13 protein-coding genes and 1 pseudogene are annotated in these 23,497 nt (G+C 48.0%); 2 read left to right on the top strand and 12 right to left on the bottom strand.

Annotated elements, in window-relative coordinates:
* Positions 1-179 precede the first annotated feature (179 nt).
* Positions 180-350: a transposase gene (locus JET16_RS10800; protein WP_199615854.1), complete on the bottom strand. Its 171-nt coding sequence runs from the start codon at positions 348-350 to the stop codon at positions 180-182.
* A 214-nt stretch (positions 351-564) separates the two neighbouring features.
* Here JET16_RS10800 and JET16_RS10795 point away from each other — a divergent pair, with 214 nt between their 5' ends.
* A complete protein-coding gene (locus JET16_RS10795) occupies positions 565-840 on the top strand; it encodes an NUDIX domain-containing protein (RefSeq protein WP_325176673.1) in 276 nt (91 codons plus the stop codon).
* Positions 841-916: 76 nt separating this feature from the next.
* On the opposite strand, the gene JET16_RS10790 is transcribed toward JET16_RS10795, so the two are convergent.
* From JET16_RS10790 to JET16_RS10745, 10 genes and pseudogenes are all read right to left on the bottom strand, one after another.
* Positions 917-3,409, bottom strand: a complete 2,493-nt coding sequence (locus JET16_RS10790; RefSeq protein WP_407673128.1) for a LamG-like jellyroll fold domain-containing protein — start codon at positions 3,407-3,409, stop codon at positions 917-919.
* A 300-nt stretch (positions 3,410-3,709) separates the two neighbouring features.
* Entirely contained in the window at positions 3,710-5,980 is a 2,271-nt protein-coding gene (locus JET16_RS10785; RefSeq protein ID WP_199615852.1) for a helix-turn-helix domain-containing protein, read from the bottom strand.
* Positions 5,981-6,070: 90 nt separating this feature from the next.
* Positions 6,071-7,690 carry an extracellular solute-binding protein gene (locus JET16_RS10780; protein WP_199615851.1) on the bottom strand — a complete coding sequence of 540 codons (1,620 nt, stop codon included), beginning with the start codon at positions 7,688-7,690 and terminating at the stop codon, positions 6,071-6,073.
* A gap of 99 nt (positions 7,691-7,789) precedes the next feature.
* Positions 7,790-8,665, bottom strand: coding sequence for a carbohydrate ABC transporter permease (locus tag JET16_RS10775; RefSeq protein ID WP_199615850.1), 876 nt, complete (start codon positions 8,663-8,665; stop codon positions 7,790-7,792).
* 12 nt (positions 8,666-8,677) lie between these two features.
* Positions 8,678-9,574 carry an ABC transporter permease gene (locus tag JET16_RS10770; RefSeq protein WP_233531415.1) on the bottom strand — a complete coding sequence of 299 codons (897 nt, stop codon included), beginning with the start codon at positions 9,572-9,574 and terminating at the stop codon, positions 8,678-8,680.
* A 278-nt stretch (positions 9,575-9,852) separates the two neighbouring features.
* Entirely contained in the window at positions 9,853-10,941 is a 1,089-nt protein-coding gene (locus JET16_RS10765) for a Gfo/Idh/MocA family protein (RefSeq protein ID WP_199615849.1), read from the bottom strand.
* Positions 10,938-12,425 (bottom strand): glycoside hydrolase family 32 protein, encoded by a 1,488-nt coding sequence (locus JET16_RS10760; RefSeq protein ID WP_199615848.1) that lies wholly within the window; start codon positions 12,423-12,425, stop codon positions 10,938-10,940. The genes JET16_RS10765 and JET16_RS10760 overlap by 4 nt, the downstream gene beginning before the upstream one ends.
* 26 nt (positions 12,426-12,451) lie before the next feature.
* Positions 12,452-14,058, bottom strand: a pseudogene (locus tag JET16_RS10755) (ABC transporter substrate-binding protein).
* 58 nt (positions 14,059-14,116) lie between these two features.
* Positions 14,117-14,998 (bottom strand): carbohydrate ABC transporter permease, encoded by an 882-nt coding sequence (locus JET16_RS10750; protein WP_199615847.1) that lies wholly within the window; start codon positions 14,996-14,998, stop codon positions 14,117-14,119.
* A gap of 15 nt (positions 14,999-15,013) precedes the next feature.
* The gene (locus JET16_RS10745) at positions 15,014-15,916 is read right to left on the bottom strand and encodes an ABC transporter permease (RefSeq protein WP_199616035.1); all 903 of its coding nucleotides are present in this window, start codon (positions 15,914-15,916) and stop codon (positions 15,014-15,016) included.
* 508 nt (positions 15,917-16,424) lie between these two features.
* On the opposite strand from JET16_RS10745, the gene JET16_RS10740 reads away from it, so the two are divergent.
* A complete protein-coding gene (locus JET16_RS10740) occupies positions 16,425-17,465 on the top strand; it encodes a LacI family DNA-binding transcriptional regulator (RefSeq protein ID WP_199615846.1) in 1,041 nt (346 codons plus the stop codon).
* A gap of 67 nt (positions 17,466-17,532) precedes the next feature.
* Here JET16_RS10740 and JET16_RS10735 read toward each other — a convergent pair whose 3' ends face one another.
* Positions 17,533-23,289: a LamG-like jellyroll fold domain-containing protein gene (locus JET16_RS10735; protein ID WP_199615845.1), complete on the bottom strand. Its 5,757-nt coding sequence runs from the start codon at positions 23,287-23,289 to the stop codon at positions 17,533-17,535.
* Positions 23,290-23,497: the final 208 nt, after the last annotated feature.

Raw genomic sequence — 23,497 nt, 5'->3', positions numbered from 1 at the left:
GAAATTTGGTTAATACAGTTAAGCTGTGATCTTTAATCGCTCTAAGATGTCGAAAAGCGGTGTTTTCGCCAGAGCTTGTTCATAAACGTAGACGATCAGTTGTCCGAAATGCTCCTGCCGAATTCGCCTTACTACATCGCCAAGCGTCAGCGGGGCGTCGGTGTTGACCATTCGACCCGCTACAGTTCCAGAAAGTTTTGGGTTAGAAACTGGATGACCCAGAACCGCTCGATGGCATGAAACGACCACAGTTGATAATGGTCAAAGCCCAACAACTCTTTGAAGTACCGGTATCCCGTTTCGATACGCCAGCGCACGCCATAGAAGCGGAGGATGGTCACGTCATCCAAGCTTGTATCCGTGCACCTCTTTTCATTTGGCATACGACAAAATTGCAATAAGTTACATCAATCGCTCGACAGTATTTTTGCAAGAGTCAAGTTAATTACGGGTACGATAGCTTAACGCCGTCAGGCGCCCCGCTCCGTTTAGGGGATGACTGTATGAGCGAGTATATTCGAGAATTACGTTCATTAGTTGGAACAAGATGTTTAATTTTAGTTGGTGCAGTATTATAGGGAAGTATACGAGGAAACTGGGTTAATCATAAACCGTTTAACCATGTTGGAGCTACTTTCTGGTCCAGAACTTTACATAAAACTTATAAATGGAGATGAACTTTATTCAGAAACAGCAATGTATCTTTGCAATGATTACAGTGGAGAATTGGTGAGCGATTCAACCGAGTCACATGAGGTACGTTATTTTGATGTGGGCGATCTTCCAAATTTAAATCCTGCAAATACGATTTACCTTGCAAAATATTTAAAATCTAAATGAGTTATTAAAAGAACAGATCGTACGGATCGACCGTACGATCTGTTCTTTCATGGCGCGCTGCCGGGAAATACCCGGTCTACTGTGCCAATTCCGCCACTTGCGCAGGAGTCAGCGCTCCTTCGTAAACGCGCAGCTCGTCGATTAAACCTTTGAATGGCGTATCCCACCAGTTAACCGCTAAGCTAAAGTTGGAATCAACCGTAGTGAAAACATTCGGGAAATTGGTTCCTGTAAACTTTTGCTCTCCGTTAACATAAACAATGATCGTACCGTTATCGACGGAGAAAGCCAAGTGTGTCCATTCGCCGGTCTTGATGGTCATGCCCGTAACCGCATCGTACCAAGCGCTTCCCGACCAAACCATCGTCTGCCCGCCTACCGGCCCCGACGGCACGAGGCTTACCCAGTTGTTGCTGTCTCTAGCCCCAAAGAAAGTCGTCGTAAACATCGTTAATTGTTCGGGCTTTACCCACAGCGACACGGAATACGAGTTGCTTGTAATAAGACCGTTCGGCAAGCGTACGCCGGATGCTCCGTCGAACGCTGCGGCTTTGCCGCTCTTGCCGTCCGAATACGTAATTGTGCCGCCTTCATTGTTAATTCGATCGCCGGTTACGGTACCTGTACCAAAATTGCCGGCAGTGTCATTTAGGTTATCTTCAAATGCGTAATGAGCCGTCAATCCGGCGTTCTTGTATGGCAGCACGGTAATGGTAAAGCTTTTTGTCGCCGTCGCATCGCCTTTTGTTATTGTCGCGGTAAGAACGGCTGTCACCTTCTCGGAACCGGCCGCCGGCCTGCTGATTACTCCCGTCTCCGTCACAACGTTCGGATCCGAAGTCGTCCATGTAATGACCGCTTGCTGCGCACCTTCGGTCGGGAGCGTCAAATTGGCAATGACGTTGTCCGTGTCGCCGAGATCCAAATCGTTTACAATGTCAGCCACGATTTCCGCATCCGGTTTATCAAGCTGCTTACTTCCCCAAACGGACACTCCGTCCTTCGACACCGCCGTGAAAGTCAACACGTAGCGCTCCGACACCGGATCCCATTGACGCAAAAACACTCCGTTATAAGTAACTCCATCCACCGTGAGTAACGCTTGGTTATGGCCGGCCTTTTCCCATGTGCCGTTCACACCGCCCGAAATGATTCCGTCCTGTTCCAAACGGATGAATACGGATTTATGGATATTTGCCGAAGTATCTTTTCCATGGTTAATAAATTTGTATAAACCGACCAAATCTACTCTATTCACTTTTTCCAGCGTTTCTCCGGCATAACGGTATGGCGCGACGACCGGCCAGCCTTCGCTGTTCATAAACATCTGGTGAACACGAACCTCGTGAAATTCGCCGGTTTGCGGGAAGCGCGTGTGGAACACCAAGAACCGCCGGCCCGTTTCCGGTTCGATAAACGCCGAATTATGTCCGGGAGATAAATAACCGTAGCCGATTCCGGTGCCCGGGTCCCCTACTTTTCTATCAAACAGGAAATTGCCCATCAGTTTGTTGCCGTATGGAGAATGATCGACATTACCGGGCAGGACGGCGTTCTGATCCATTGCGTCCAGATAAGGACCGTCCGGGTTCGTCGAACGGAACACCCTCATATTGTAGCCGCCGTCGGCGCCCAACCACCCGTACGTTACAAATAAGTAATAGTAGCCTGTCGTTTTATCATAGATGACATACGGACCTTCGCCCGATTTGTAGAATCCGCCTGAAATTTTCGTCCCGAAATAGCGGTCGATCAGTCTGCCGTCAGCCGTCGTTCCGTCCATGCCCGGATATATCGGTTTGCCGGTCATTTTATCGATTTCCAGAATGAAAATACCGCCGGACCAAGAACCGTATGTCATCCACAGCTTTCCGTCCTTGTCGTAGAACAGATTGGCATCGATGGCGTTCGGGAACGTCTGGTTGTTGTATGAGCCGTTGCTGTTGAACCAGTTGGAGTTTGGTCCAGTCAACCCGCCGTTATCGATCAGCTTTTGAATATTCGTATTCGTCCATTTCTTATCTATAACGCTATTGTTGTCATAAGCGGTATCTCTGGTGAAGCCGGAATATACGACGGTGTCTGCATACGTATACGGGCCTTCGATGTTTTGCGACACCGCGAAACCGATCGCGGAGCGGATGTACGTGGAAGATGCGCTGTAGTAAATCATATACGCACCCTTGGTGCCATCCTCGTTAATGTAATCTTTATTCCAGAAAACATCGGGAGCCCATACGGCAAATCCGCCCTTGCTGTCGGAATCGTTCTCTCCTGCCCAAGCGAATGAACCGGCCAAATTTTTCGATAAATCTCCGTAGATGACATTGCCGGGCGTCGTGTAGGCGTTGGTGAATTTCGTCCAGCTCATTAAATCCGTCGATTTGGCGGCTTCGATATGCGAACCGAACACGTAATAGGTATCGCCGTCTTTAACGATCGAAGGGTCGTGAACGGAAACATTTTGGAACATTGGCGCTTCTCCTTGGTAGTCAAGGTGCGGCTTGTTGCTGTTTTCGCTTGGCGGGCTCTGCGAGCTCTCCGAATTGCCGCTTACATTAACCGGCATAGTTAACAAAAATATTAACATAATAACAATTAACCTCTGCGATTTACCCATCCTATGTACTCCTCTCATTTTACAAAGTTCAATTGAAAGCGCATCCAAATCAACGAACTATAAAATGACCCGTTCCCTCGCCCCCCCCCCTTTGTATTCATAATTACTTACAACCGATAAACTGATTAATATAATTATTAATTAGTTTATCGATAAATTTATAATATAATAAATTTCAGAAATCCTCAAGAGCTTTGAACGAAAAAACGGAACCTGCACATTCGCATGGCTCCGTTCTCAATAATTCCGTCAACCGCCCGCTTGCGTGTTCAACCCGGCTTGCCGCCGCGTGCGGTATTCCTTCGGCGTCACGCCCGTAACTTGCTTGAACCGCCGAATAAAGCTGGAAACATTGTAATATCCCACTTCCTCCGCAATCTTTTGTAACGTTATATCTTCGGTCAGCAGCAACCGTTTCGCCGTTTCCATCCGAAGGTTCGTGGTATATTCCAGAAGCGTATAACCGGTCCGTTCTTTAAAATAAGAGCTCATATTCGGAAGCGCCATTCCAAACTCTCGGGCCATGTTTTGAAAGGAAAAATCGCAGCTGCGATAGTTCGCCTCAATATGTTGGATTATGTTCTCCAACGAGCGCGGGATTTCCGCGTCCGGGCCTGATGCCGCTTTTAGCGACTCGCATAAGTCGAGGCATATCGTTCTAATCAGCTGCTCGAAGGCGTCCATCGTTTCAAACCGCTCCAAAGAGAATATATCCGGATATCCGGATCCCTCTCCTTCATTCAATCCCAACTCTCCCCTTGCCTCATTGACTGTTCGAATGATCTCGAAGCAAAGCGCCCTCACCACGATCAGAGGAGGCTGTTTCGTCCGGATCGCCGTCACTATAGCGTTAATGCCGGTTTCCACGCTTGAGGCTTTCCCGGATCGAATCGAGTTCCTTAACTGCTCCAACTCCTGGTACGGATACACTTCATGCTCCATCTTATTTTGCGGGATCTCCTCGAAATAAATCGTACGGTCGTTCCCTTGGATGAACCGGTAATCGATCGCCGTAATGGCTTCCAGGTAAGAACGGGGAATGTCGGAGATGCCGGAGCATGATCCGACGCCGATCGTAACCGGTCCGGTAATCGCATCGCGCAATGCTTCCCGGAAACGGTCCATGCCCGCAATGAAATTCCGATCGGAACGATTGTCCAAAATCATAAGTAAAATATACCGGTTGATATCGATATGCTGGATACCGTATCCCAGCATTTCGTCGGGCAGCAGCCGTTCGATCGCCTGCGCCGTCATACGCCACTCACCCTTCTCCCCCGGAAATTCGACGACGGCGACCCGGAACAAGGAACCCTCATCCGGAAAATCGGCTTGTTCCCCGCTGTCCTTCAACTCTTCGGCGGAGGCGAGGTCCCCCTTTAACAGAGAAAGCAGCCACTGCTTCTTCGCGGCATCCGCATGGGCTTTCATTCGCTCATTGAGCTCCCGGTTTTGCCGGGCTAAAGAGTTTAATGCGTAACGGACCGTCTCCAGCTCGTTCATGGACTTCGCTTCGGAAGGCAGAATTCGTTCCGTTTCCAGCTTCAACTGGTGAATCGGCCGGTAGTTCCAACGCATGCTAAAGAAGATGAACAGCCCGCCCGATAATAAGACAAAGGTAATTCCGTACTGAAATATTTGCTGCGCCTGCCGTACTTTGTCCAGCACGAGACGAACGGGAAGCAGCGTAACGAATTTCCAACCGGTCTGTTCCGACTGGACCATAAACAAATAATGCTCTTCTTCCCCGAAGAAGACCTTGCGATAAGTATCGAACCGATGTTCGGCGACAAGGGAAGATATAACCTCCTGTTGGTCGCCGGCGTTTCCTCCTACTCCGGTAACGATGCGGTCATTTTGATCCAGAACCCAAGTCGAACCGCCCGTATGCACATGACTGGACAATACTTTCTGAATGGAGCTTTCCCTTATCAAATACACAAGCGTCGCGTACGGCTTGTCTTTATGCGGAAGAATCGGAATTAATATCGGCACCAGCCGTTTATGGTTCAATACATTTTTGGAAGGGGACCGCACGATCGGCGCCTCCAGCGTATTGAGGTCGTTAACGATCTCATCCTGCGTCCAATTATCGAATTGATAAATCTGTTTCGATAGCATGGAGAGAGAATATACGCTGTTGCTGGTATAAACCGAAGACTCGCCGCGGTAATACAACCATATTTCATCGATGAACGGATTGACCGTGTAGTAACGTTTCAGCTCATTTACGATCCCCCACGCTTTATAACCGGGATCGTCCGAAGCGCGGTACTGGGACAGATGGTTTTCCTTCAACATTATTTGATACGTTGTATCTTCCACCCTCTTGAGCTGATCGTCCATCACATATCTGACTTTATCCAGAATGTTCAAGTTGCCGGCAATGACTTCTTCCTGAAGCTTTCCGACAAAGAAGTGATATACGACAAAAGACATAATCGAGATCGGCAATAGAAGAATGGTTATATAGGATATCAAATATTTGAAGAAAATTCGGCTCCCTTTTGGCCGTGCCATCGGACTCCACCTCCCGGAAAGCATCTGGACTTCTGCGCACATTCCGAAACGGACTTCGGGTCGGACACAACCGTGCCCAACCCGAACGCGTTATTTACGATTTTGGAACCGTTCGTAAGCGGCTTGATAAATTTCAATCGCCTCTTCAATTCTCATCTTCTTCAACGTATCTTTAAAATGTTCATAGTTTTCGATAGGTTCGTTCCCCATGATAAACTTGACCCACATTTCTTTCGAGTACGTTTCAACCTCGCTCATGATGCTTCCCAACGTCTGGCTTTCTTCGCCGGTGAACGTAAGCGCCGGGAGCAGCAGCGAGCGGTCCGCTTCGAACCAGCGTTTGTTCGCCTCCGCCGCTTCCGGATATTTCAACTCGAATGCGGCCCACGCGTCAAAGCTCATCACTTTCACCATGCCCGACGTCGGAAGCGCATATTTCTTCACCGCGTCCGACGGTTTGAAGTCCGGGTGGTTGAACACTTCGTCTGTATATTTCTTCTTGCCGTTCTCCACCACATAGCTCTTGCCTTCTATTCCCCAGTTTTGCAAATCGCTGCCTTCCGGGCCGATCATGAAGTCCAGCAGTTTGATCGCGGCCACCGGGTCCTTCGCTTGCGAACTGATAACGGCACCGTCCAGCGGCACGTTTTGCACCATTTGCGTATGCCCGCTGTACGATTTTCCCGCAGGGCCGACCGGCGGGCTGAGACCGATCAGCTTGAAGTCCGGAATTTGTTCCTGCATTAAATCTTTAAAGTTGTTAATTCCGGAAATCACGGCGGCATAAGCGCCGATCGTATTGTTTGCGAACTTCGCTTCGAATGCCTTCTTGTCGAGTGCGGCGAATTCGCTGTCAATCAATCCTTCTTTATACCAGCGGTTCATCGTCGTGACATAATCTTTGAAGGCAGGCTCGTACGGTCCGTAAGTTACTTTGCCTGTTTCCGGATTAATGTGAAACGTGTTCGCCAATATTCCGTAACTTGGAGCGAAGGAGCTGATCGAGCTCAAGGAATCGCCGCGTTCGCCAAGCGGGATTTCATCGGCGGCACCGTTTCCGTTCAAATCGTTCTCTTTAAACGCTTTCAATACCGAATACCATTCATCTATCGTGCTCGGGGGCTGGAGGTTTAATTTGTTCAACCAGTCCTCCCGAATGATGTGACCTGAGTATGCGATACGATGCATGTCAATGTCGATCTGAGGAAACTTCGCGATCGTTCCGTCGTCCATCATAATTTGCTTCTTTATTTCGGGATGCTCTTCCAATATTTTTTTATAGTTCGGGGCATGCTCTTCGATCAAGTCGTTCAATTTAATCGCGACTCCGTCTTGGACAAGCTTCTCGATGCCGCCGGGATAATTTCTAGGTACAAACATTATGTCAGGATACGTGCCGGACGCCATCATAATGTTGAATTGCGATCCGTCCCCCGGCAGCTGGAAATTAATCTTGGTGTTCGTGCGTTTCTGTATTTCTTTGAATCCTTCGATTTCCTCGAAACCTTTAACGGCCTTGGCTTCCATATTCGTGTTCATGAAGAAAGACAGTTCAACGGGTCCGGAGCTACCGCTTTCGGAAGCTTTCGAATCGGCGGAGCTCGCGGAACCGCTGCCGGACTCGCCGGCGCCGGAGCTGCTGCAGCCAAAAATCGTGCCTAAAGCCAACGGAATAGTCAGAGCGATGCCGACTATTGTTCTATTTTTCATCTGTTGAGAACCTCCCTATTCATTTTATCGCAATCTTTTATCTATGAAACTGATATTTTTTGAGAATCCCCCCTTTCCAAATCTCGTCAAAAGTATGTCTCACCCTTTGAGAGCGCCGATCATGACGCCCTTGGTGAAATGCTTTTGGATGAGCGGATACAGAATAAGAATCGGCACGGTAGCGACTACGATCGTCGCATGCTTCACAACCTCTCCCAAGAAAGGATCGCTGTCCGTCGCCAGGTTCGTAATATCGCTTGTGTTGTTTTGAATTAATATTTCTCTTAGAACCAGCTGCAGAGGGAACAAGTCCTTATCCCTCAAGTAGATTAAGGCGTTGGCCCATGCGTTCCAGTGCTGCACTCCGTAAAAGAGCACCATTACCGCAAGCAGCGGAATCGATAACGGCAATATGATTTTCCAAAATACGACCCAATCGGAGGCGCCGTCGATTTTGGCCGATTCTTCCATTTCGTAGGGAATCGATTGAAACGAGGTTCGCATAATGATCAAGTTCCATGTCGCGATCAATCCCGGAATGATCAGCGACCAACGCGTGTCCAACATCCCTAAGTTTTTGACCAGCATATATTCCGGAATGATGCCGCCGCTGAAGAACATCGTGAACACGATCATCATCATCATATATTTTTTCCAGTACATATCCCGCCTGGACAAAACGTACGCAAACAACGCGGTGAAGAACACGTTCAATATTGTGCCTACAACTACGTAGAACAGTGTGTTTTTGTAGCCGACGCCGATCATCGGATTCTTCAAAACTAATTTATAGCCTTCCAGATAAAAGCCCGCGGGCTTCCATAGAATGCCTGAGTGCTTAATCAATTCGGTTGGCGTGCTGAGCGAAGCGAAGACGACGTACAGGAAAGGATACAGCGTAATCACCAGTAAGAATGTTAGGAATACATAATTGAAAGCATCGAAAATTTTGTCGCCGACGGACGGTTTGATCATGTGGCGTTCCCCCTACCAAAGGCTTGTTTCATTCAGCTTGCGGCTGATGCGGTTCGCGGCGATCAGAAGCGAGAAATTAATGACCGCGTTAAACAGACCGACTGCCGTGCTGTAGCTGTAGTTCGCTTCCAGAATGCCCCGCCGGTAAACGAAGCTGGATATGACGTCCGCTGTTTCGTACGTCTGGGCGTTATAAAGCAGAATGATCTTTTCAAACCCGACATTCATCATCCCGCCGATTTGTAAAATAAGCAAAATGACGATGGTCGGCATCATTCCGGGCAGTGTGACATGCAGCATCTGCTTCCATCGGTTGGCCCCGTCGACGGTCGCCGCATCGTACAACTGCGGATCGATCGCCGTCAAAGCCGCGAGATAAATAATCGATCCCCAGCCGACGCCCTGCCAAATACCGGATCCGATGTAGATTGTCCGGAATAAATCCGGATTTAACAGAAGGTTTTGGCGTTCTCCTCCGAACCAGGAGATGATCGTATTAAGCAAACCCTCTTTAGATGAAAAATCGACGATCATCCCGCAGATCACGACCAGCGATACGAAATGCGGCAAATAAGTCACTGTCTGTACAAGTCTCTTAAACGCGTTGCGGCGTATTTCGTTCAACAGAAGCGCAAGAATAATCGGCGCCGGAAAAGCGAAAATCAATTCGTACACATTGATCATCAGCGTGTTTCGTAATATTCTTACAAAATAATGGCTGTTGAAAAAATCAACGAAATGCTTGAAGCCGACCCATGCACTGCCGAAGATCCCTTTCGTCGGGGAAAAATCCGTAAATGCGATCAATGCACCGTACATGGGGATGTATTTGAAGATCGCATAGTAGGCAATCCCCGACAGCGCAAATAAGTACAAGATTTTATTTTTTCGAAAATCTTTGCGCAGCATAGCCGTATAATTGTGAAGGCGGGATGTCCCGTTGCCGGCTTCTGTTTTCATATAGGCCGTATTTTTGATCATGCTGCCGTGCCGCCCCTCTCTATTGTTGTTCGTATCGAAACTGTATCATCGTGACAGCGCTTTCACAATGCCCACTATTTATGTGCAGTTTTTATCGCGAAACTAATCAAATGATGATTGTTGATTTAATAATGTTTTCCAGAAAAAATTAAAAAACGGAGTCCGCAAACGAGCGTTCTCCGTTTTCTTGTTTGAGAATTGAATTGCTACCTTTTGAAAGATTTCATTTCCTCGATCACCGTGTCTTCGTATGCGTGCCTTTTTCCGAAGATGATATCTTGGACACGAACCGGTTGGCCGATCGTTGCGGACTCCAGAGCGGCAAAAACGACGCCCAGCGCCTCAAGTCCCCGTTCCGCGCTGGAGATCGGCTCCTTCCGCTCCGCGATCGCCGGATTTCGTACCACATCGGGCGCATAACGTTCAATGATTTCGGATATGGGAATGATTTTTCCGTCCTCAAGCGCCGCATACCGGCCCGGACGAAAGCAGCCTTTGCTGCCGTAAATCCATACACCGCCGGTTCCTTCCCCATGCGCGGCAGTACTGCACATCCAATGTCCCAGCCCGCCGTTCGCAAAGCGGAAAACGGTTACCGAAGTATCTTCTCCTGTCGGACGAATCGTCGTTTCTCCGTCGCTCAACTGCTTCTCGAAAATTTCCGTATAAGCGAAAACTTCTTTAATAGGACCGTTGACTTCAGTGAAAAAATGAGTTCGATGGACGCCGTGATCGTTGATCCAACCCGCTCCCGCTCTTCCCTTCATGTGGCGCCAAGCGGTTCCGGCAAAAAATTTGCGGCGGAGCGTTACTGTCGCGTAATCCATAATCATGTATACAGAACCAATGATCCCGTCTCTCACCGCCCTTGCCATCGCTACATTATCCGCCCCCAATACGCTAGGTTCGGATAAGGTCATGACCTTGCCGTACTTTTCCGCATCCGAGAGCATCTTACGTCCAAAAGAAGGCGAAATAGCGAGCGGTTTTTGCATTTGCACGTGAACTCCCGCCGCAAAACAATCCTCCGCGACCATATGATGCAAATCATGATCCAGCAAGACAGAGACCGCATCCAGCCCGCCATGTTCCAACATTCGGCGATAATCCGTGTACACTTCGGGCCGGCTTCCGAGCCGCTTTTCCGCTTCCACTGCGAACGCGTCGGCCCGATCGAGTCTGAGATCGCAAACAGCGGTTAAATCGAACGTTTGCTTTCCATCCTTTTTTAATTGTTCCAATCCTTCCAAATGTGCTGTCGATATTACTCCGCAACCGATAAAACCAAGCTTCATACTGCTACCTCTCCTTTAATCGGACGCAAAGTATATATTTCAAGCGAATGGAGATTAATACTTCCTCCGGCAGCGTAAACTTCTACTCCCTTTGCATCGGGTTCCGGGAATATCAAATCTGTAATAACCGCCTGCCCGTCGCCGGCAAAAACCTCAACGGATGAGCAGTCCACATACGCACGAAGTTGGATTCGGCCGTTTACGGGCTCAAGCTTCACACCATGCCTGCCAGCGAAATCCTCATGAAAATCGGTTTGACCGGACCTTGTCCGGTCAACAAACAGCTCGGAACTCTGCGAAAGGTAACCGATGACGGTTTCCTGATCGGCCGAAGCGCGCACTTTGAAGCCGAAAGCTTCCGCTGTTCCCGTTTCCAACTCGGCGACAATCTCGTAACTATTCAATCGTAATTCGGATAACCGGGCTCGTGCTTCTTCCATTGATATTTCTTTAATGGAGAAGACAGGGACTCTTTGTTTTTCCAACTCCCGTACAGGCCGTTGAATAAGCGTTATTTCCCCGTTCCTCGATTCAAGCGAAAGCTCCCTCGGCAGCGTCATTGCGCTTCGCCAGCCTTCTGTCGGCGTCTGGTTTGCATATTTCCAATTGCTCATCCAACCGATATAAATACGCCGGCCGTCTTCTTCCTGAATATCCGACCAGCTTACGCCCGCATAATTGTCTCTGCCATGATCCAGCCAGCGCACTGTATCGGCCTCTCCATCGTTCACGAACGTTTTGCCGTCGAAATCTCCTAAAAAATATTGCGTTCTCGAACCTTCGGAAAACTCAGGCGAGCTTCCGATGCTGACAAACATGACCCACTTCGTCTTCGACGGATCGCCGTCAACGGACAGAGGGAACAAATCCGGACATTCCCACACTCCGTCGTGAGAGCCGATGCCTTCTCCGAATTCACTGGCAAACGTCCAATCTTTCAAATTGGGAGAATTATAAATGCAAACGGTCTGTCCCGATGCCAAAATCATAACCCACTGTTCCGTCGGCTTATGCCAGAACACTTTGGGATCCCGGAAATCTACAAACCTCTCATTCTCAAGGACAGGATTTCCTTCATATTTGATCCAGCTTCTTCCTGAATCCAAGCTGTAGGCAAGACTCTGTCGCTGGTGCGCGCGGCTGCCGGCGGGATGACAATGATGCGTAAAAATCGCCACAAGTCCGGGTTTGCCGACAAAAAAACCGGAGCTGTCCTTCCAGTCGACAACTGCACTGCCGGAAAAAATCACGCCGTGCTCATCCGGCGCCAATGCAATCGGATAATGCTCCCATTCGACCAGATCGGTGCTGACGGCATGCCCCCAATGCATAGGTCCCCACGTCGTTCCATAAGGATGATATTGATAGAACAAATGGTATTCCCCGTTAAAAAACACCATCCCGTTCGGGTCGTTCATCCAGTTATCTTTTGGCGAGAAATGATAATGAGGACGGTACTTTTCTTTATTAATAATTGTAACCATACGTTTCTCCCGTTTCTCCTGATAATCTATTTTTTTACGTTTCTGTCATAACCGTCTTGTTTAATTTTCAGCCATTCTTGCAAGCCGAGACGGTCCAACTCTTTCAAGAAGCCGGCCCATTCTTCCTCCACTTTTCCGTTTTGAATCCACTCAGACCGTTTTCTCAGAACATAAGGATTAATATCGGCTTCAATTGCTGACAATCTATCAAGTTCTTCTATGGAAAAGAATACTCTAGGATAAATATTTTCCGCCTTGATGTCAGGGACCATCACTTCTTCATGAGATCCAATCTCCACGCGGCATCGTCCGGCTTGGTCGTAACCGTACCGTAATATTCGTCCAAAATCGCCAACGGCCCGCCGACGAACGTTTTTTGTCTCAACTCCCATGGAGGCGTTCCGTCTAACGGCAAATGCTTCAACATGTTGTTCGCTTCATCCAATTCGAAGATGTTTTGTTGTTTTTCATCCCCATACGTACCCCAGTTGTTTTGTACGGATTGAAGGGGCTCATACAGCGAATCTATCCATTTTGCAGTGGTTTCCAGTTTTTCGTTTGCTTCCGTGATAACCATCCTTCCACGATCGAAGCCCATTCCGTTCGTTCTGGCAACGTTCTTATGACCGTCGGGCCCTTCCAGCGCCGGCATCAGATCATACGTATCATTCATGCCTGTGACGTTTGCTTTATCCCACGTAAAGTACAAGCCGTAACGATTTTCTTTGCCTTTGGCAAGGTAGGTGTTCCAATCTTGCTCGAAGGCCTCGATATCAATTAAGCCTTCCTTGAATAGATCATGAAGATATTTTACGCCTTCCTTGTACCCGTTATCTGCCGGTGCGAATACGACTTTCCCCTCGTTGGTGACAATGGTATGATCCCAGTTATCTCCTAAACCGAATGAGCCGAACAAAAATTTAACATCTTCTCCGCCGCTGTTGCTGATGAACGACATCGGAATTTCATCCGCTTTCCCGTTTCCGTTCGGGTCTTGCGTTTTAAATGCAATCAAGACCTGCTTCAATTCTTCAGTCGTCGTCGGCATCTTCAAACCTAATTTGTCCAGCCACTCTACGTTGATCCACGGAAAATCGTCTACGGAATGGATGCTTTCTTTCCCGGAACCTAACTCCTCAATCCAAGGGAAAGAATAGATATGACCGTCCGGAGCGGTAATCATCGCTCTGTATTCCGGCGCTTGTTCCAGCACTTGTTTGAAATTGGGCATATGCTGCTCAATCAAGTCTTCTACAGGAATGATCGTGCCTTCTTTGGCCAATTTCAATAAATCATAATCGCTAAGGGCCGCATCGAAGATCGCATCGGGAAGTTCGCCGCTGGCGATCGCCAAATTTCTTTTTTCCGCAAATTGATCCCACGTATAGTTCTGCCAATCGATGTGAATGCCGGTTTTTTCCTCCAAGCGTTTAAAAATCAGCTTTTCATTCGGATCTGCAGGAGCAAGAGGCGAGCTTTGGGTCATAAAATGCAAAGTGACTTTTCCGTTCGACGATGAACCGTCATTCGAGCCTTCAGCATCGTTTACATTCGAATCATCGCTGCCGCTGCAGCCGGAAATGATGACCATTGCCGCAATTATCGCGATTGATGCCTTTTTAAACCGTTTCATACGATGACCTCCATTTTTTTGTATAATTGCGAATGAATTTATGTGCAGAAGCAGTCCATTATTTTAATGAACCGACCAGGACACCTTTTTCGAAATACTTCTGGAAGAACGGGTACATCAAAATTAATGGAAGACTGGAAATGACAATGGATGCATATTTGATCATTTCGGAAAGCCGCTTCAGTTCGGCCATCGCCAACTGGTCATTGATCATGCCCGGCATCGTCTGATTTTGTATCAGTATGGATCTTAAGACCAATTGCAGCGGATGTAGCTTGGCGTCATCCAAATAAATCATGGCGTCGAAAAAGGAGTTCCATTGACCGACGAAAGCGTACAATGCCAGAACGAATATGATCGGTTTCGAAAGCGGTAACACAATCTTGAAGAAAATAAGCAATTCCGAAGCGCCGTCAACGTTGGCCGCTTCCTTTAGTTCTTTCGGTATTCCTTTAAAAAAGGTTCTCGCCAAAATGATGTTCCATACATTAACGGCAGCAGGCAATAAAATCGCCCAAACGGTGTTTAACATTCCCAAGTCTTTCACGACCAAGTAAGTTGGAATTAATCCTCCGCTAAAAAACATGGTTATGATGAACAGCGACATGAACGTGTTTTTTCCGACGAAATTGTCGACGGATAACGGATAAGCTGCAAAAATGGAAACGGCAACCGTTATAACGGCAAATGCTACAGAGTAGTACACGGCATTGAAAAACCCTCGGGCCATCGACTCATTGGATAATATCAGCTTGTAACCTTCAATCGTCCAATCGGATGCCTGAAAGGAAATCCCTTTGTTTAATAGCGCGGTCGGATCCATAAATGATGCCACTACAACATAAATCAGGGGAATAAGCACAATTAAAACGGTTATAAGCAAAAAGAATTTGTTAAGCGCCAACAAGATCCGATCCGAACGCGAGTTATTGATGTTCATAAGACAACCCTCCCCTTAATACAGGCCTTCCCCTTCGTTTAATTTCTTCACGATGAAATTCACGATGATAAGCAAGATCACGTTGATAACGGAATTGAACAGACCGACAGCCGAGGAATAAGCATAGTCGCCGGCTTGCAAACCTTGCTTATATACATAGGTCGGAATAATTTCGGAAGTCGGCAGGTTCATTGCGGTTTGCATCAAGTATGCTTTCTCGAACCCGACCGCCATTATGCCGCCTGCCGCCAAAATAAACACGATCGCCATTACCGGTTTGATTGCCGGCAATTCGATATGCCTGATTCTCTGCAGAAGATTGGCGCCGTCAATGGTTGCGGCGTTATGCAGCTCGGGGTCGACGCTTGCCAACGCGGCTACGAATATAATCGACGCCCAACCTGCACCTTGCCATATTCCGGATATGATATAGATGGAACGGAAGTAATCCGGATCGGACATAAACATTTCAGGCTTGCCCGTAATGAAGGTGATGATACTGTTGACTGGTCCGGTCGGCGACAAGAAAATGAATATCATGCCTACAACAACCACGACGGATATAAAATTCGGCGCATACAGGATCAGCTGTATATTTTTCTTAATTGCGGCTCTCCGCACTTGATTCAGCATTAACGCCAATATGATGGGCACCGGAAAACCGATCAATAAACCGTACAAACTGAGTTTGAACGTATTCATGAAGATGACTTCAAAGTTGGGCGATGCCAGAAACTTTTCGAAATGTTCGAATCCCACCCAATCACTGCCCAAAATACCCTTCCTCGGGCTGAAGTCTTTAAAAGCAATGACCGCTCCATACATGGGCACATATTTAAACACGATCGTAAGTATTAAGGCCGGCGCTATCAGCAAATAAAGAAAATAGTTTTTCGCGATGTAATGAAAATTCCGCATTAAATTGTTTTGACTTCTCACCTCCGCATTTTTTTCATCGATCCCCAATGATCTTTGCAAGCCATATACCCCCAATCCGATTATGTAAATGCATAAATAAACAAATGGACAATTAGAAAGGGCTTTCATTTTGCTTCCGCCTTTAGAATTTACCAAAAATCATTGCCAACAGTCAATACATTTGTAAATATTATATTACCATTTGTAATTTTTAATTGCGCAGTAGTTCATCATTAATTGTTCATTTGCACAAATATTCGCCATTTTAATTATTATTTTGTGTTAAATTATCGAAATTCCATTAAAAGCAGCTTGTTTCTATCATCACAAAAAAGAAAAATAACTATTAACGTTTGCAAACTTAATTATGTCTGCATTAAAATTCAACAAATACAACTTATCAATTGTACATTTGTAACATTTTTGTTGATATTTCAAGCAAACTATTATACATTTAACTTATCAATCTCTCAGCTAACCTTGTTAAACGGCAAAGGTGGAACCTTGAATGACCAAAGAGAAAATTACGATACAACATATCGCGGATTCATTAGGCATATCCAGAAATACGGCGTCCAAGGCTTTAAACGGCAACCCGAGCATTCCCGTTGAAACGCGAAATAAAGTTATTAAGAAAGCGATCGAGTTAAAATATAAACAGTTTGCTTTTGTGGATACGGAAAGCATAATAAATAAAACGCCAGGCAACATTGCGCTTTTAACCTGCAACCTTCCGAACAGCTCCCATTTCGGTTCTTTATTGCTAAGCGGCCTCGAGGAAAAAATCAGCTCCGAAGGTTACAATTTATCAATTCATATTGTTCGGGAAACCGAAATGAATTCATTGGCGCTTCCGAATAATTTTGAATCTGCGAAAGTCGACGGAATCATTTGCATAGAGATGTTTGACAAGAAGTACAGCGAAATGGTCAGTACCCTGGGGATTCCTGCGATCTTTATTGATTCCGCAGCGGATATTTTTTATTCCGACCTGAAAGCGGATCTGATCTTAATGGAAAATGAACATAGCGTATATTCGATAACCAAGAAGCTGATAGATAACGGGCATACCGAGATCGGCTTTGTCGGGGATTATATCCATTGCAAAAGCTTTAATGAGAGATGGGTCGGCTTCAATAAAGCATTGTTTGATTCCAAGCTCCAGCCTGACTTGTCTTATTGTATTGTGGAAGAAGACCGGCTCTTCTTTTCTGAGGACGGATGGATGGAGAAGCAGTTGGACCGCATGAAGCGTTTGCCCACCGCGTTTATTTGCGCAAATGACTTTATCGCAATAAGTGTTATGAGAGTTCTTAAGAACAAAAACGTTAAAATACCGGACGATATTGTCGTCTGCGGATTCGATGACTCTCCCGAATCAAGCATTGTAGATCCGCAACTGACTACTGCCCGTATATTTAAAAATGAAATGGGAGTAATCGCCGCAGAAATGTTGTTATCAAGATTAAAAAATCCGTTGAAGCCTTATCAAATCACTCATGTGAGGACTGAACCAATCTTTAGGGATTCAACGGGCAAGCTTAAGTGAAACATAATAAGTGAAGGCCGGCTAGTCGATGACTTCGCCGGCCTTCACTCATGCTGTTATATTATGGTCATATCACAATTTGCGCCCAACGGATCAGAATGTCCGCCTGTTCAAGCGTGAAGAACTTTCCGGTTTGATCCTTCACCTGTTTGATGTAGTCGGCCATCATGCTTTTCGCCGCGTCTATTTTGCCGTTGGCGGCTGCTGCTTTCGCCTGGTCGAGCTTTTGATTCAGCGACTTCGCGACGGTATCCCACGCATTGTAATTCGTTTCCTGCAGGAATGCGTTCGTCACCGTCTTCAAGCTGTCAAACGTGACCGATACCGTAAACGTATGGGTAACCGTCGTTTGATGGCCCGCCGCGTCTTCCGCAACAGCCGTAACCGTATGCTCGCCGGACTCCAGCGTATATGCCTTGGTTTGAAGCAGCGGTACTTCGCAAGGCGAGTAAGTTACACCCGACACAGTGTCTGTTGCGCTGCAGGAAATCAAGATGTCTTGATCGATCGTGTAGTATGTGTCCCCAGTGACCGTTACTTGAGGAGCCGTCAGATCGATCTTAATCTCGAGCGAACCCGTCTCACCAGGATCGACGGAACGGCGATATTGAACCTGATGCGTTCCATCTTGAATCAAGATCACAGGCTCATTGTAAACTGCCCAGGTGACTCCGCCGTCCAGACTGTATTCAGCGATTTTCGCAGGAGACAGCGTTACCGTGACCGGAGACGTATACCATCCGTTCTTGCCGTTCGGCGACGCAGGATCGAGCGATGCAGCGATGTCCTTCCACTGCAGCCCTACGAGCGCCTCAAGCAGACTTGCAGCCGCCGCGTCGAGCTGTTCTTGCGTTGCATCTGCCTTGTTAACCACCGATTGAGCGTTCGATACTTCCACCTGAAGCGCTTGTACGGTCTCCTCTTTGTAGAGCTCGGTGTCGATCGCAGCGGCTTCATCCAGCAATACCGTGACCAAGGTCTTGTCGATAGGCTTCTTATAGAACTCGAGCTCTGCGGCGTTGCCGTTACCGCTTGCGGAATACAAGCGAATATAACGGTAAGCCGCCGGGTCTCCGACCGGGAACGAATACCATCCGTTATCGGTAATGCCGCTCACGGTATACAGATCGACGAAGTTCGTTCCGTCATTCGAGCCCTGAATAACCGCTCCGTTCATCCTGGCTTGATAATTCGTTCTCGGATACAGCTTGAAGCTGCCGATCGCTTGTTCGTTGCCCTCTCCCAGATCTATAAGAATCCAACCGGGATTGAATTCGTTATCGGTAAAGGTGCCCGTATTGCCGTCGAACGCAAACCACCCGTTCTGCGCGGCGGTGTATCTTTTATCCCATGACCTGTGGGAGGCGGTAACCATCGACTGCGTTACAGCGATTTTTTCGGCAGGAAGCGTGCTTGTTGACACCAGCGCCGCTTCGGCTTGAGCGAGCTGCGCGACAAGCGCCGTTTTATCGGCATCCGGCAAATCGAGCGCGGCTTGGATCCGCTCGAATTCCTTCTGATACAGGTAGTAGCTGCCCTTGGTATAGCCGTCCGGCTTCAAAATGCCCAGATTGACCCTAAAATCAACCGTTTGGCTGATCTTAAACAAGCCGTTGCTCACGATAAAGGTGACATAGTTGTCGCCGTAATTCGCATGATCCGGAGTCCATGTGAAGACGCCCGTGACCGGATCGAGCGCCGCGCCCGAAGGCAGCTTGGCTGCGCTGTAAGTCAGCGTCGCCCCCGTCGGATCCGTTGCTTTCACCTGATACGTAAACGCTTGTTTTGACGCAAGCTCCACAGTTTCATTCGGTGCGATGACCGGTTGACCTTTGACGGTGAGCTTGACGGTACGGGAAGTGGCCCCTCCGTCCGCTGCAGCGGTTAAGGTGACGGTATAGACGCCTCCCTGCGTTTTGTCCGGCGTCCATACGACGGTCCGCTTATCCGCATCGAAAACCGCTCCTTGCGGCAGCCCGCTGACACTGAATACGGTGCCTTCAACGGAATTCAATTGATGAAGCTTGAAGACGACCTGATTGCCCGCTATTACGGTTTTGTCCATGACAGGAGCGATCGCCGGAACGCCCGGCAGATAGACCAGACCTTCGTATCGCGCCCGCAAGCTGTCGGCCGCGGCGTCTACTTGAGCCTGGCTTGCGCCGGTGTCGGAGGCGACAGCTTCCGCCTCAGGGATAGCCTGCTGCAAGGTTTGCACGCTGTCATCCGTATAGATGCCGTCATTTCCTGCTTCGACAGCTTGATCCAGCAAGAACGTGAGCAAGCTCTTGTCAGATCCATATCCTGTCTGGCTATACACGTCTTGAATCTCGGTATCGCTTAAGGCGCGATTGTAGACGCGGAATTCGTCGATCATGCCTTTAAACAGCGGATCAGGCCACTGGCTTTTGCCGATGTAGTTCACGCCGGGCTGGAAATCACTCGGTTTGACCGTTACACCGCTCGTCGTTGCCCTCAGCGCGCCGTTCACATACAGCTTTGCCGTTTCATTGCCCAGCGTCACCGCCGCATGCACCCATTGATTGGCCGGCAATTGCGCAGTTTCTACAGCTTTTTCGCTGCTTCCGTTCCTGATCACAAAAGACAGCTTATTATTGCCCGATCTCGGCGTAAGGAACATATATTGCTCCCTGTTGTTGCCAAAGTCGAAGATCCGCTGCCACTGGCTGCTTCCATTCCAATACACCCAACTTGTAACGGTGATCTCGTCGTAAGCAGACATAGGATGCGTCGCCGGCAGCATAACGTAGCTGTCCGTGCCGTTTAAGCCGATCGCTTGCCCGACCTTTCCTGCTGCGTAAGCTGTGGTTCCGAACACGGTTCCGTCGTTAGACGAAGAAAACCCGAACGTATTGCTTGCGTTTCCTTCGAATGAATAGAGCGACGTCGTGTACGGTACCAACAAATTACGGGCATCATACATCTCGTTAATCAGCTCTTGCTCGGTATAATCGGTATTGCCGACGGCGTTCTTCACATATTCCAATTCATTCTGGAACAAGTAATAGCTTTGTTTCGTATAATCTTCGGCAGGCAGCTTCTCCGCTTCTGCCAGTGCTTCGGCAATAGTGCCCGGAATTTGGGTTGCCGTCTCATGACGCTCACCGAAGATTCTGAATTCAGACAATTCTATCAGTGGAGAGCCTGGAAACAGTTCGATCGCCGGCTCAATCATTTGAATTTTCAGGAAGCGGAATTGCTCATTTTTGAGAGTGTCTTGCACCTCGAGTCTTTGCATGTCTTCCGTAACCGTTGTCAGGCCGGGTGTCAACCGTGTCCAATTTACTCGATCGTTGGATCCGAAAACGGAAGTACCGCCGATCCGTTCCGGGAAGCTGGCTCTTACCTGAAGCCCAAAGGCATTGGCCGAAACTTTAAAGTCAGGACCAAAATCCATGATATAACTCAAATTTTGAGCCAAATAATATCCTGCAAAGCTGCCTGCATAATTATCAAGAAGGTTGATGTATTGAGTTCCAAAGGTCGAACTGGCAAACATCCCCCGATAATCTATGCTTCCGTCTTTTAACAACGGGGTCAGTTCTTTAAGACTCTTAACCGCACTGTTCAAGTCAACCAACAGCTGATAGAAAACTTCATCGGATGCGCTTGAGATTTGGTTCATTGCATCGTTATACACGATATTATAGTAATCAAGAGTCGACGAAATATAACTTGTATCCGGATTATATGGAGCAATTGTTGCGGCTACCGCGGATTGCCGGTCATTCGTAACTACAACCGTAACTTCCTTCGCTGTAACCGCGGTTCCGTCCGACGCCGAAACTACAAAGGAGTAGGTCCCGGCTTGCGTCGGCTTCCAGGCAAATGCGCCGGTGCTCTCATTGAACACAGCACCCTCGGGTTTATTGTCGATCTGATAGGTAAGGACATCAGTCGCACTCGCGTCTACCGCCGAAAAATCGAAGTTGATCGCTGCCTCAGAGCCCACATAGCCAAACAAATGTAAAGCTGCATTCCCTGCATGAAACACCGGCGGCGTCAGCTGTGTTCCTGCGCTTACATTGATGTGGTCAATGTCGACCGTAGTGCCGGCTCCTTTTACCGTGAAATAAGCGAGATTGCCAAAGCCCTGGATATCACTCATCGTATAGGTCGCATATCGCCACTGCCCCTTCGTATCCGGCAGCGTCAACGTATCGTTAATACTGTAGCTCATTTCCAGTTTGGCTGCGCCGTTGGTCCGAATCTTGAACCCGATCGTTTTCTCGCCGCCGCCCGAAGCAACAAGGGCAACTTTACTTCCCTCCTCCGTTGCCGTCATCCTGACGAATGAAATATCTCCCTCCTGCATTGTCGCAGAATTACCGTCAATCTTGGTGTATCGATCTTCCATTTCTCTCAGACTCGGATCCTTTGCAACTTTCGGAAGATTTTTCGCACCCTCGGCCTCGGCTTCTTTAGGGATATAAAGCCAATACTCCCCTCCTGCATCCGGCGATTCCCACCAAGAGTAGTGTCTCTTGGCAAACATCTCGGTAAAGTACGGAGCCTCCGCCTCCATGTTTACCCCTGCCTCATACTTATAGTAATAGTACAGGTCATACACGTTGCCGCCAATTCTTCCTCTATATTGCTCTGATAGTTCCTTGTAAATGATGGTCGGATTTCCATCTGCGTCCGTATGCGCCGCGACAGGTATCCATGGCGTATCATAGCCGATCATGAAGCGGGCAAAAAAGTCGGCCGCTTTCAAGATACGGTTATCCAGAAAATCATAAGGGCCTACGGCATTCGGCGCGGTGGAAACCGTGCCCTCTACCGGATCTACTTTGGTTCCTTGGGAAAGCAATAACCGCGATAAAATCTCCGCGTTGGTTATGTCACCGGCGCCATGCGCTTGGTCCCGGCCCATTTCGACATGCTGAACTACCGGGGGATCTACCTCCTCCCCTGTCAATATGTTGGTATCCACCAGTCTGAACAGTGCCTTGATAGCGCCATTTTGCCCCTGATCTACAGCCGTCTTGTTAACGGTAAACCACTCGACTCCCTCATTATATCTGTCTCTGTTGCCGGTAAAGATATACCCCGATATCGATCCGATCAACGGATACAGATGCTGGTTCATAAAGCGGCTATTCGTATAATTGAAGGTTTCGGTGACCGGAATGATCAGATTATTCGTGAAAGCGGCCGTATCTTGAGCCGTCCATTCCAGTTCCGGCGTCTGAGTGCTTGTATACCTCAAGATTTCCGCAGCGGTAACCATACGGTAAAGAGGGATTCCCGTGTGAATATGCGCATCGGTAAAATACGCGTACTTCGCGGGGTCCATCTGGGACCAAATGCGGATAATTCGTATGGCATTTGCCCGATACACCTCATCACCGGTAATCACATACATAAGGGCCTGAGTATACGCCTTCAATCCGTCATCTCTAAATCTTGCGTTAAAGCCCTGGCTGTTAAAAGCGTCACTGGCCGGCTTCGTTGGATCGGTGCGGCTCTGGTTGCTGATACTGATGGACTTAGCGGCGGTTGGAGAATACAGCATGTGATTAAAATATGTATTCCAAGGTTCTTTTTGCGCCCGAACCTGTGTCCTTACATTTTCAAGAATATCCTTGGTCAAACCGACGCCGGGATGTTTGAAACCGCTCTCGTCGACAACCTCGCTAATCGTCGGTTGATAATCCGTAAAAATCGATTCTGCCGATGTTTCTGCCGCTAATACTCCCATTGATAGAGGCAGAATTGTTGAAATCATGCTAATGGAAAGAACAATGGCCCAAATGCGTCTGGATGTCCTTCCACTATGCGGCCATTTCGCGAACTTCATTTGTACTCCCCCACTCATAGTAATGATCTTCGATGACATCTGCGATCGGTGTTAAATATTGGAATCCATAAAACGCTTCCAATTTAACGAAGATTTGTTCCGGAATCCCTCCCTAATGATGAAGAACTTCTTTAGCAGGAGCTTACGCACTGTCTGATACTACATAAACATCACCTCCTAAAAACGAATCACAGGTTACATTAGCAAA

Origin of the sequence: Paenibacillus alkalitolerans (assembly GCF_016482785.1) — a bacterium.
In the GTDB taxonomy this organism is placed as follows: domain Bacteria; phylum Bacillota; class Bacilli; order Paenibacillales; family YIM-B00363; genus Paenibacillus_AE; species Paenibacillus_AE alkalitolerans.
Note: the sequence above shows the minus strand (reverse complement) of the source record. Positions and strands in the feature narration are given on the sequence as shown.

What these genes read in the sequence shown, in the direction of transcription:
- JET16_RS10790 (WP_407673128.1), bottom strand. Translation starts at nt 3,409, where the DNA reads ATGCCGGTTAATGTAAGCGGCAATTCGGAGAGCTCGCAGAGCCCGCCA.
- JET16_RS10785 (WP_199615852.1), bottom strand. Translation starts at nt 5,980, where the DNA reads ATGGCACGGCCAAAAGGGAGCCGAATTTTCTTCAAATATTTGATATCC.
- JET16_RS10780 (WP_199615851.1), bottom strand. Translation starts at nt 7,690, where the DNA reads ATGAAAAATAGAACAATAGTCGGCATCGCTCTGACTATTCCGTTGGCT.
- JET16_RS10775 (WP_199615850.1), bottom strand. Translation starts at nt 8,665, where the DNA reads ATGATCAAACCGTCCGTCGGCGACAAAATTTTCGATGCTTTCAATTAT.
- JET16_RS10770 (WP_233531415.1), bottom strand. Translation starts at nt 9,574, where the DNA reads ATGCTGCGCAAAGATTTTCGAAAAAATAAAATCTTGTACTTATTTGCG.
- JET16_RS10765 (WP_199615849.1), bottom strand. Translation starts at nt 10,941, where the DNA reads ATGAAGCTTGGTTTTATCGGTTGCGGAGTAATATCGACAGCACATTTG.
- JET16_RS10760 (WP_199615848.1), bottom strand. Translation starts at nt 12,425, where the DNA reads ATGGTTACAATTATTAATAAAGAAAAGTACCGTCCTCATTATCATTTC.
- JET16_RS10750 (WP_199615847.1), bottom strand. Translation starts at nt 14,998, where the DNA reads ATGAACATCAATAACTCGCGTTCGGATCGGATCTTGTTGGCGCTTAAC.
- JET16_RS10745 (WP_199616035.1), bottom strand. Translation starts at nt 15,916, where the DNA reads ATGCGGAATTTTCATTACATCGCGAAAAACTATTTTCTTTATTTGCTG.
- JET16_RS10740 (WP_199615846.1), top strand. Translation starts at nt 16,425, where the DNA reads ATGACCAAAGAGAAAATTACGATACAACATATCGCGGATTCATTAGGC.
- JET16_RS10735 (WP_199615845.1), bottom strand. Translation starts at nt 23,289, where the DNA reads ATGAAGTTCGCGAAATGGCCGCATAGTGGAAGGACATCCAGACGCATT.